Origin of the sequence: Paenibacillus sp. p3-SID867 (assembly GCF_025142895.1) — a bacterium.
GTDB lineage: Bacteria > Bacillota > Bacilli > Paenibacillales > Paenibacillaceae > Paenibacillus_AQ.
Genome location: NZ_JAMBDM010000009.1, coordinates 289152 through 300821 on the forward strand (window position 1 = coordinate 289152; position 11670 = coordinate 300821).

An 11670-nucleotide genomic window follows, 5' to 3' on the forward strand; every position below is an offset into this window, starting at 1 on the left:
TACACATATATTCATGTTCGAAAAATACACCAAAAAAGAAAAATGAGCTCAGGCAATGAAGGCCTAGCTCATTTTTTCTTTGACTTGGGATAGAACCAAATGCTGAGCGGGTTTTGTTTAATCAACTATAGTGGGAGCCCCCAATGAATAAGGGAGTTTACTGTAGAGGCAGAGGTTCATCCGGATCTATCGTTTCCGTTACGTCCGGTATAACGTTGGTTGCTGTGGATGGTTTTGGCTTTCCTGGAGGGAAACCGGCATAATCGATCCGCAGTACTTGGGCTAAATCCCGGTCCACTGTAACCAGATCCATTTTGTTGATTTGTGCCAAATCCGTTTTCCCAAGGGTATAAGCGACTAATTTCATTTCCTCGACAGACGATTTGAGGAATTTAGCCAAATGTTCGGCGCCCTTATCAACATCCAATCCTTCTTTGAACTTACGCCAATCCATAGGAACTTGCTGCGGTTGTTCGGTCGCCAGCGTCTTAGCCGCTTGCGTCTGTAGGGCTATTAAGGCGATTGAACCGATATAGACCGCGTCCGCCCCTAACGCCATTGCCTTTAGGAAATGTCCCGGCGTCGTTAACCCCCCACTAGCGATGACCGAAATGCTTTGTTTAACCCCGCGTTCTTCCAAATACTGAACCGTTCTTGCGAGCGCAAATAACGTTGGGAGCCCGACGTCATCCAGAAGTGTCGGCGGACCTCCCTGCGTTCCTGCTTCCGCACCGTCCACGACAAAATAATCGACTCCCGCTTGAATGGCGACCTCCAACTCCCGTTCCATAAAATGAGTCGCACAGATTTTAATCCCAACCGGCACTCCGTATTTATTTTTCAAGTCCTGCACCAGTGTAATCATGTCCTCCGTTTTGTTTACTCCCGAGATACGGGTATGAATCGCGGCATTTTCCCCGGGTTTCAGCTTTTTGGCGATCCGCAAATCCTCTTCAATCTGCTCCGACGCCATCGACATCGGAGCGGCCGCGAGGGCCCCTTGACCGAGCTGGATTTCTATAGCGTCCAATTGCCGGAGAGATTTATCGTCGTTCATCCACCCGCCGCGATGAAACTGGCCGATGAAAAACTTGGCTTCCCTTCGTTCCTCATCGACTAAAGGCGCTTCTCCAGAATTGGTTGCCGTACCTGCGATACTGGCACCACGAGCCAAAGCGACCTTTACCTTCAAACTTAGTGCTCCACCATATGACATGCCGCTGATGAGAATAGGAATTTCTAGATTTAGTGGCTTTTTCGCTTGAGGACCAATTGTGACGCCTGTTTGGATTTGCACGCTGTCCTCCGTGGGCAGGCGGAACATATGTACGGGGTTAAGCAAAATTTTATGCCAGTCGGACAACATTATCGGACTCCCCAAAGTGCGCTTGATTGCTTTCCCGCTTTCCGCCCGCATCCCGGCTTCAATCATTGCCCGCGGCGTCAGCTTTTGCATGGTTGTAAACATGGAAAACGCATGTTCCGTATATGGATCTTGTATCATACCCTTCATATAATGGTCCACAATCTCGTCCATTACACCGTTCGTCATCTTGCGAATCATCCAACGAAACAAACTAATCCCCCTCTTGCAAGCTAATGGCTGTTACCGATTCAATGATGAAGGAAATTGCTAATATTGATCTGACGTCTTAAAGAGTATTCATTCCCTACTCGAGGCAGTGGGTTACGAAGGTATCTCATGCTTTCATGAATTTACTTATTATTTGTTAACCGTCTCATCCTATTCACATGGGATTACTGTATAGCTCTATGCTTTAAATTGGGATTAATCCATAATTTTATCCGATAGTATTATGCTTGAATCCTTTAATGATTAGCCATATAGCCAAAACCAATTGATGAAAGGCTATTGGAATGTTCAACATCATATAGGTTGCATCCAGACCGATGAAGTGGATCATAAATAATAAGCTTGCCAATATGGACAATGTAGAGCCAATAAGAGCCCAAACGGACAACCAGCGTGGAACTAATTTCGTTTGGTAAAATATGCAGTTAAACAAGAGCATAGCCAAAACGAACGCCAGTGTCGTTGCCACATGATTCACCAAATCTCGTCCTTCTCTTAACAACCCACCCAGGGTCTGAAAAGACGATACATCCAGCGTTCCAACTTTTGCAAATTCATGGCTTAATGTCAATAGCAACAGAAGTATGATTACACCAATAATAATGAACACACCCGCAATAATGCCGAAAGCAACCGATCCAAGAGCTAAACCTTTATTATGCTTACTTAAAATCGGATACATTATAATAGGAACACCAACGTATGCTACAACCATCAACAACTGAAAAAACGCTCCTGTTAGTAGCTCATTTTCATTTGTAGAAGCCTGGACAAGGTAATCTACCCCATCTATAACAGGAACCACACTAAATATACCTGTAACCAATCCGACTATTAATAACACCCCAGTAATTACTGCAGACCTTCTACCTGAATTTGTACGCTTCCTCAACATGAACAACCTCCCTATAACACCTACCTTTTAGAATTAATATGACAGGAATAGGTAAGATAAAACAGATACTTTAGTACAAATTAGGCCTCTGACAAGAAAGTGGTTGGTAAACGAAAAACAGGCTGCATAGCAGCCTGTAAATCTGGATTATCGCCATTCAGTATTAATGTAAAGGCTTATCACCATAGAAACAATTTTGCGGCTTTCATTAGTTGCTCTTTTGTCATAGCAGGCGAGTAGCTTCCTAACCGATAAATGATCGCATCACCGTCTTGTTCAAACATCCAGCTGATTTCTTGGTAGAAATGACTATCGGTATATATGGGAAAACGCACCATCTCAGCTGCGCTTCATCTTGCTATGTTACCGCAAAATAATCAAATAGAAGAGAGCCGCTAAGACAAAACGATATAGAGCAAACCATTCCAACCGAAGTCGCTTAATCAGTTTGATAAACGTCACGACGGCAATCATGGCCACAAGAAAGGATGTTGCAAAGCCAATAAACATTAGGACGAAATCATCAGAACTCAACAAATCCCGACTATCATATAAATCTAGCAAGCTTGCACCAAACATAACAGGCACGGAGATTAGGAACGTAAAATCTGCGGCAGCTTTTTGGCTGGTGCCAAGTAAAAGTCCGCCTGAAATCGTCGAACCCGACCTCGAGAATCCCGGCCATAAAGCCAGACACTGAAACAAGCCAATCCCGAAAGCTTGTTTATAATTAATCCGATCCATCGTATCAGCGGTTTCGGTTCTCCTACTCCGTGCTGCAATGATCATTAACACGCCACCGGCCACTAGCCCGATCAAGACTGGAGTTGGGCCGAATAATTGGCTTTTTATTGTGTCCTTGAGCAGAAGATATACAATTAATGCCGGTAACATAGCCAAAATCATATGTATAACATTTAATCCGCGACTACGGGAAAAGTCCATTCGAATCAGATTAGTCCCAATCGCCAAATACCTTTTCCAATACAGAATGAGAACGGCCATTACTGCACCCAACTGTATAACAATTTTGAAAGTTATGGCAGCGTCTCCCTCAAAGCTTAGCAAATGGCCTGCCAAAATTAAATGTCCGGTAGACGATACCGGTAAAAATTCGGTTAAACCCTCTATTATGCCGAGTATGATTGCTTTAACTATATCAGTCATCAGTGGATATCCCCCTTTGGAAATCTAACATTTCCAGTATAAGGGGGACATCTATATATTCCCATCGATTCATATAACATTATTTCATTCCGAGTGACAACATTGTCACATTGCTCAATTGCTACTGTTGCTGTCCCCCCTGATAGATCGTCTCATCCTCACGCACTTTGCGTCCCGCTGCCTTGGCCAGCTCAAGCAGCTTTGTCGCATCATCCTGAGGTTTGTATCCGATCAGTTCCTCCAGATAATCGATGTTGTAGTAGTTATCACTGTTGGCAGAGGTGCCGTACAGATTCAAAAATTTCAGTTCGTCATCTGCTTCAATGCAACAAACGATTAATTGGAGCATATCGCGTTCGGATATCCAGATATGCCCCGCACGTTCTGAATGAGGACGATTGTCCCCAGGAAAGTTGCCAATCCGAATATTGAACGAAGAGATCTTGCCTTGGTCCGAATACAGTCGGCCCAGCAGCTCGATATAACATTTGCTGAGTCCGTAAAAGCTATCCGGACGGTATGGATCTTGGGGCCCTACCATCTCATAAGTCTTGTAATACCCGGTGGCATGATTCGAGCTGGCGAATATGATACGGCGCACACCATTTTGCACCGCCGCCTCAAATAACTTGTAGGCACCGCTCACATTTCCCCCGAGCACTTTACCAAGAAAATCCCCCTTGTCCTTGATCCAGGCAAAATGAAGCACCGTATCAATTCCTTGCGTCAGCTCCGTCAGCCGCGCTTCGTCTCCGATGTCCATTGGTACAATGCCCAGTTTCTCGTCCGCCTGTATATCCGCTCCAACAACCTCATACCGGTTGTCTTTGAGCAGCCTGTTGTAAATGACATTTCCAATGGTGCCTGCCGCTCCCGTTATTAACAATTTCCGTTTCATTCGTTTCGATCCCCTTTCCCGCTTCATAGTCACACGGTTGGTGTGTGTGCTGTCAGTAATTTAATTACCCGTAACGAGAAGGATATATACGAAAATCCGGATCAGGAGAATAGGTGAAAGCTGGTTACGCGCCGACATGAACCGGAAGATTGAAAGCAGGTCAGCTCTTCTTTTGTGTTACGTAGTAGTGAAAATCTGAAAAGTAATTCCGAACTTATCCGTTACCATTGCGTAAGCTGGGCTAAAATACATTTCTTGCAATGGCGTAATCACTTGACCTCCTTGTTGTAAAGCCCCATAAAATTGTTCTGATTTTTCAATATCGTTTGTCGTAATGCAAATGCTCAATCGATCTCCCGGTTGCGTTTGTTGTCCAGGTTCCGTATCCGCTACAAACATTTCAATTTCCCCTATCCTTAAGACGGAGTGAGCCACTCTATCCTTTACATCTGACGACATGGTGTTCAGGATACTCTCGGGTGCCTGTCCAAATGTTTGCTTTGATAAGACTTTAGCATCCAATGCTTTTTCGTAAAATGCAATCGCTTCATTGGCGTTTCCGTTCAGCATAATGTAGGGAATGAATTGTAACGTCATTTCTAAACAGCTCCTTTAGCTTCATTTTTTGGATTCTAACTGGTAACATCGAGCTAGTACCTAAGCGCATTTAGGCTTTGAAACCTATTATGATTGATAATAGTGACAGTTATTGTCATAAATATTAAAAATGCCGGGACGTTTGCAACTTTTCCAGCGTAAAATGAAAAAAAGCCGCGGATTCCGCGACTTCTTTTGTTTACTATCGATTGTGGTCTTGTGGCGAATGCCATCACTTGTCGTATTGAGCTATGACAATATTTCAATATACCCTTCAGTCCCATGTACGCGAATGCGCTGCCCATCCTTTATCCGTTTGGTAGCATTCTCCACGCCGACAACGGCCGATAAGCCATATTCACGCGCGATAACGGCTCCATGGGTCATCAGTCCGCCCACTTCGGTGACCAAGCCCTTAATGGATACAAACAGAGGCGTCCAGCTAGGGTCGGTAAAAGCGGTGACTAATATATCTCCTTCCTCGAGATCGGCGTCTTCCATGTTTAAGATGACACGCGCTCGTCCTTCGAACGTTCCGGAAGAAACAGGCAGGCCGACAATAGCTTCGGCTGGGATATTTTCTCGTTTGTACTCCCCTGCGATGATTTCGCCATCCGATGTGATCACGCGCGGTGGAGTTAGTTTTTCAAATACGTTGTACTCCTCTTTTCGTTTGCTGATCATCTGTCTGATCGCAAGCTTTGCTTGCTGCTCGACCATGGAACCCGGGTTATCCAGTTTATTTGTGCGTACGACCTCGTCAAGCTCTTCAAAAGTGAGATAATATATATCTTCCTTATGATGAATAACGCCCGCTTGTACGAGTCGTTCAGCCTCTTTCAGTAAAGCCTGCTTATAAATAAAGTAACGATTTACCATACCGTATTTCGGGTATTCCCGATAACCCATGAAATTCCGAATGAGGTCAATCATTCGTTTGGTTTCTTGGGCTTTTCCTTCACCGTCCGGCAATTGTTTCAATCGATCTAATAGCTCTTGTTCTTTTTTCAAAGCTTCCTGCCGCCCTTGCTCGAATTTCCGATGGCTGGCATTAGGCTCGAAGTTTTTGATGTTACCCAGAATCAACGGAACAAGCGCAATTGGTTTTTCACTCCAACGAGTTCTTGTTAAATCGATTTCTCCAGCACATCGCATGCCATATTTGTCAAGAAAATCTAGGATCGCGTCTTGAGCTTGCTGCCCGCCATCAAATGTAAGCAGCTTATCCAAAAAGTGATCATCTTTTGCTTGCTCCAAATAATCAATGATTTCCGGATAAGGACGAATGACGTCTGCAACATCCAGCAGCGCCAGACCCATTTCCGAAGTAACATTGCCCGGTACGGATTGAGAAAGCGTGTCGGCTGCGTTTTTTTCGCCTAACCATTCATTCATTTTTTCGTTGATCCAGGTTGAAGCATTCATTGCAGCCATGATGACAGCCGAGCTTTGTGGGTCAAATAAATTCTTCTTCAGTTCCTGGATATCTTCCAATATAAAATCAAATAAATCGGATCCGGATTTCGTTTGGATGTTTTGTTTCAACACTTCGATCGATGATTGAGTACGTTCCATTAAATCAGAAACGATTGTCGGATCGTGGTCGATTGGCGGTTGATAACCCGCAGACGATATATTGTTTTTTCCGGGAGTCTGTTCATTTTCAGCGATGGGTAGCGATTTTATAAAATCTCCTCGCTCTAAGATGGTCATAAGAGCGTCTTTGATGAGTGGATCGGATTGTCCCAGGGTATTTAATACATTTTCTCTGCTAACCGGTGAAGCCAGCATAGCCGTAGTATCAACAAACAACCTTCCGCCAGCTGTACGCATGGGTGCAGGAGTCGTTAGCAGGAAAAAAGACAATCCCAGCGGTTTCATGGGATCCGTCATCATTTGTTGATGACCGACAGATACGTATACGTGATTTTCTTGATCATTCGCTTCAGGTATCGGGTATAGCGTCGTGATTGGCCGACTCTGGACAATATAAAAGGTATCCTGGGCCAAACACCACTCGATATCTTGGGGTTGGCCAAAATGAGCCTCAATCTGTCTCCCGATGCGTGCCAGTTGTAAAATTTGCTCATCCGTAAGTGTTTGTGACTTTTGCTGATCGGGATCGATTTGCTTTGTTTCTGTTCCGCCTTCTTTTCGTCCGTAGATCGCCAATGTTTTGGCTGCTATCCGCTTCTCGATGATTTCTCCTTCCCGTACTTTGTAACCATCGGCAGATACCAAGCCAGAGACCAGTGCTTCTCCAAGTCCGAAACCGGCATCGATGGATAGCAGCTTTCGATTAGAAGTCATCGGATCAGCGGTGAATAATATCCCTGAAGCCTCGGGGAAAACCATCCTTTGAACGACTACGGATAAATAAACTTGACGATGGTCAAATCCATTTTGCATGCGATAGATCACCGCGCGATCTGTAAACAAGGAAGCCCAGCATTTGCTGATATGCTGCAAGATGGCATCGACGCCGATGATGTTTAGATAGGTGTCTTGTTGACCCGCAAAAGAGGCATGCGGTAAATCTTCTGCAGTTGCACTGGATCGTACGGCATAAGCCTGTTCCTCGCCAAACCTGGAGAGATAGCGAGTTACTGCTGTCACTACATCGGATGGAATTTCTACCTCCATAATGGTTTGTCTGATCTTCCTGCTGATTTCAACCATTTGATCTCGATCCTCTGCTGATAGCATGGTTAGTCGATTGAGCATAGCTTGATACGTTTCGTTTTGTTCGATGGCTCTTTGATATCCTATGGTTGTCACGCAAAATCCTTCGGGAACTCGTATTCCCTCAATTTTTGATAATTCCCCTAAATGGAGCCCTTTTCCACCAACGAGCCCAAGCTGCTTTTTGTCCATTTCCTGAAAATCGAGAACCAACGAACGCATTCAACATCTCTCCTAACCATTAATTTGAGAAAAAACATTTGACAAGAGTTTTTCTGCATGATACACTTAGATTGTAAGATAAGATAATTATGTCCATACATAAAATCTCAGTCGTGATCCGATTATATCATTGCGTCTGTTTATATGCAATAAAAAAGAACCTGATAAAACTGCTAGGTTCTTTTTTTAGTTTCACTACTATTGTTCTTGTCATCAGGCTAAGATGTCTCGCTTCTTCCAACCCAGCTACATCTTGCCCAAAGTTTAAAAGGTCAGGTAAGCCGCTGGCATGTTTGCTACTTAGATCTAAAAGCGCTTCTCGGCACGTGGAGTACATCTCACAGCACTGCTGAGGTTGATTCTAATCGATGCATTGGCTGCAGCTTGCAATCTTAGCGTCACCCATTTTCGTCGCACGTTTCATGCAAATAAAAAGAGCTGCGAATTATCGCTGCTCTTTTTATGTATTATAATTGGCTGGAATCCTCCACTTGGTGCTTTTGCTTACTTCAGTATTCTCCTTTTATGACAAAGAACGAACCCCGAATGGTTCCAGCTAATTTAGACTTCTGCCTAGCAAATTTAAACTTTCCTTCTAACTCCTGCGGTACCTCCATCCCCTCAGAAAGCTTAAAACCAACGGCACGCTTCTTCGGGTCATCAATCGTATACATGACATTAACCGCAAGACCATCCTCATAAAATACGAAAGCCCATTTGATATTTTCCACCTGAAAACGCGACGTTTCTAGCGGTTTGGCCGCAAACTCGATATCACGTTCTTCTTTTAGAATTCGGTTTACATAATCAAGGGTTTCCTGGCTTTCGCTTGCTGGTACAACCTTAAATTCATGCTTATATTTGTTCATAAAATAACGGGCTTCATTCGCTCGTAAACCAGCAAGAGCTTCTACTACGGGTGAAGACTCTAAACCCACCGTAGACACCGTTTTAAAATCAACGATATTGGACATGTTCATCCCTCCTAAAAGTTTGGTGAGCGTTAGTTCATGGACCTACTTCGAGCAAAGCTTACATCGAAACATTCACTCATTTCCTGACAACAGGGATCCACAACTCACCAAATACCAACCCGTCTCGCTGCCCCATCTCTACCGTTGCATTTGGCCCGCCTACATAGGCAAAATTCTGAGCTTCCGGCAAGACTTGTCCGAAGGCAATGCCAGTAAGTTTATTACTCAACTCATCTGCCGTGTTCCCTTCCCCTTTTACTACGAGGTATTCCCCTTTAGGAAACTGAATAACCCTAGTTGCCTCGGGTAGAGATGTCTCTGTCATGACGCCAGCATAATACATCATCTTGTTATTGACCGCTTCGTTTACGGCAAAAATGTAGTCATTTGCGGCAACAGCCTTTAACGTATCAAGGCTTCCATCTTGTTTCACTGCCTCCCAAAAGTCTGCCTTCTCCTTGTTTATACCAGCATAGTCTGTATAATCGCTCTGAAGCTCAGTCCCAATTCCCAAAACGATAAAGCTGTCTTTTTCCTCAAGCGTATAATTTGTCATATTCAATCCCTACCTTTTTTTTATTTTTATCAAATGATTTGTCTTTTCACTTGATGGGTTTATAATAACCTTAAATCATGTCAAAAAATGATACTGTTTAGAGGAGAACCGATGAAAAAAGTTGAACGGATCAATATCATTATGCGCTATATCAACAACCGTGCCCACTTTACCATTTCTGAAATCATGCAGGAATTTAACATTTCTCGTTCGACAGCGATTCGAGATATTAGAGAAATTGAAGCCATGGGGATGCCGCTTGTCGCTGAAGTTGGTAGGGACGGGGGTTATTTTGTCATGAACAACTCTGTCCTGCCCACGGTCCGCTTTACCGATAATGAAATTAAAGCTCTGTTTATAGCCTTTATGGCCACCAGAAATCAACAACTCCCTTATCTGAAGAGTCGTCAATCTTTAGCAGAAAAATTACTAGGTCTCATCTCGGAAAACCAGCAAGATGACCTTGTTCTGTTAAATCAACTATTGCTTTTTGAAGGGACCAACCCTCATAATCCAGACCTGCTTGATCTGTCTGACCTGCCCCATCCGATGTTAGAAAAACTCATCCAGATCCTTCTGGTGGACAAGTATTTATTGGTTACCATCAAGGAAGAGAAGATATTAAAGTCTTATCCCATTTATCTCTTGCATCTTTATCGTGAAAAAAGCCTATGGCAAATCGAAGGTTTTGACTTAGGGGAGGGGAAGAGGCGGATTATTCCTATCGACAATCTCACCGACGTAAAACCATACCCTGAGAAAAAAAGAATAAGTAAGAAAAAGATTCTAGAGCAACTAAGTAAGCAGGAAGAGATCATCAATCTTGTCCTTGATCTTGGCCCGAAGGCAATTGCTCAGTTCAAAAAATACCATCCTTTAAAAGTTTCAATTTCTTATACGAATCCGTACCAAACCACCGCAACTTTAAAGACCTATATCAATGTTCTTCATTCAGAAGAATTAAACGAAATGACCAATTGGCTGCTATTTCTAGGTCGAGATATTAAGATCAGGGAGATACCGGATGAAGTCGTTTCAGGTTTAAAAGAACGATTAAGCCACTACTGTCCGTAAGTAATGCCTTTGGAAACATCCGCTATTGAGGTACTCTTCCCATTGTCTTTGATCGTGAGGTATATTCCGGTCCCAACCGTTCGATTACTCGATCCAATTGTTTGGTTAGATAAGGCGAAACGACACCAATGCCTGCCGTTGCTTCTAATAAGGAAAAAGTTTGCCCACCCCACGGGCCTTGCGGATCAAAGACTTGTCTACCGATACGCAAACCCTCTGCTGCCATTGATGTATTCAAGCGTTCCAATCCTTCATGAATTAACCCAACCGTAAGCAGTTTGTTCCTACGCCGAGACCATTCTGCTAAGAAGGACATGCCGCGCAATATATCATATTCAAAAAACCTCGGAAAGCAAGGTTTCAGCCAATCGATATCGATGACATTCCCATTTTGTTTAGAACATACAAGTCGATGCTCAATTAAATAACGTGCACCTTCGTCTAAGAAAACACCTTCCTGTTCAGTGAATTCCCGGTCAGTATGCCATAAGATAGCTTCAAGCGGAGGCAATGTTGAGACAATCGAGCTTTTTTTAGAATGAGTATAAGCATCAGGATCGCAATTCAGTCCGCCATCAGGAAGCTGATGCTTTAAGAGCCATTCACGAATCCAAGGCAGTTCCTTGTCCAAATCACAGCCATACGCCATAAGAATCATATAGAATACGGCAAGTTCACAATGGCAGCAATCCAACTTCAACTTATCACTTTCACTTGTTGGATGATCATCGGCGGATATAATAAAGGTTGGCCAGACCTGGGTTTTGAGAAGGTGTATCGCTCTTTCAATTGCGGTCTGGGGGATTCGTTTCACTTCTCCCATTTCATAAAGAGCAGCCATATGCCACCAAGCTCCATCCCATTTTCGACGAGTGTACTCGCCGTGAGCCATCGTAAAATGCGGTGCAAATTCAAGAAACTGAATAGATTCTTCAATGGCCAAACGAATAGTTGGATTATTTTCCATCTAGTATCTCCTTTTTTAAACCTTGCTTCGTAATATACCGCACA

At 43.7% G+C, this 11670-nt stretch carries 10 protein-coding genes; 1 reads left to right on the forward strand and 9 read right to left on the reverse strand.

Features of this window, described 5'->3' with window-relative positions; genetic code table 11:
* Positions 1-157: 157 nt before the first annotated feature.
* The 8 genes from M4D81_RS20075 to M4D81_RS20110 form a co-directional block, all read right to left on the reverse strand.
* Positions 158-1576 carry an FMN-binding glutamate synthase family protein gene (locus M4D81_RS20075; RefSeq protein WP_260067822.1) on the reverse strand — a complete coding sequence of 473 codons (1419 nt, stop codon included), beginning with the start codon at positions 1574-1576 and terminating at the stop codon, positions 158-160.
* Positions 1577-1802: 226 nt separating this feature from the next.
* Positions 1803-2489, reverse strand: a complete 687-nt coding sequence (locus M4D81_RS20080; protein ID WP_260067823.1) for a DUF4386 domain-containing protein — start codon at positions 2487-2489, stop codon at positions 1803-1805.
* Between the two features lie 363 nt (positions 2490-2852).
* Positions 2853-3656 (reverse strand): undecaprenyl-diphosphate phosphatase, encoded by an 804-nt coding sequence (locus tag M4D81_RS20085; RefSeq protein ID WP_071218943.1) that lies wholly within the window; start codon positions 3654-3656, stop codon positions 2853-2855.
* A 121-nt stretch (positions 3657-3777) separates the two neighbouring features.
* Positions 3778-4554: an NAD-dependent epimerase/dehydratase family protein gene (locus M4D81_RS20090; RefSeq protein ID WP_260067824.1), complete on the reverse strand. Its 777-nt coding sequence runs from the start codon at positions 4552-4554 to the stop codon at positions 3778-3780.
* Between the two features lie 177 nt (positions 4555-4731).
* Complete coding sequence (locus M4D81_RS20095) at positions 4732-5151, reverse strand: VOC family protein (RefSeq protein WP_260067825.1); 420 nt, start codon at positions 5149-5151, stop codon at positions 4732-4734.
* 249 nt (positions 5152-5400) lie between these two features.
* Positions 5401-8055: a phosphoenolpyruvate synthase gene (gene ppsA, locus M4D81_RS20100; protein ID WP_260067826.1), complete on the reverse strand. Its 2655-nt coding sequence runs from the start codon at positions 8053-8055 to the stop codon at positions 5401-5403.
* Between the two features lie 509 nt (positions 8056-8564).
* Positions 8565-9029, reverse strand: coding sequence for a phage tail protein (locus tag M4D81_RS20105; RefSeq protein ID WP_260067827.1), 465 nt, complete (start codon positions 9027-9029; stop codon positions 8565-8567).
* Between the two features lie 76 nt (positions 9030-9105).
* Positions 9106-9585: a GyrI-like domain-containing protein gene (locus M4D81_RS20110; protein WP_071218938.1), complete on the reverse strand. Its 480-nt coding sequence runs from the start codon at positions 9583-9585 to the stop codon at positions 9106-9108.
* A gap of 111 nt (positions 9586-9696) precedes the next feature.
* Between M4D81_RS20110 and M4D81_RS20115 the strand changes: the two genes are divergently transcribed.
* Positions 9697-10659, forward strand: a complete 963-nt coding sequence (locus M4D81_RS20115; RefSeq protein ID WP_260067828.1) for a helix-turn-helix transcriptional regulator — start codon at positions 9697-9699, stop codon at positions 10657-10659.
* Between the two features lie 22 nt (positions 10660-10681).
* On the opposite strand, the gene M4D81_RS20120 is transcribed toward M4D81_RS20115, so the two are convergent.
* Positions 10682-11626, reverse strand: coding sequence for a prenyltransferase/squalene oxidase repeat-containing protein (locus M4D81_RS20120; RefSeq protein WP_260067829.1), 945 nt, complete (start codon positions 11624-11626; stop codon positions 10682-10684).
* Between the last annotated feature and the right edge of the window lie 44 nt (positions 11627-11670).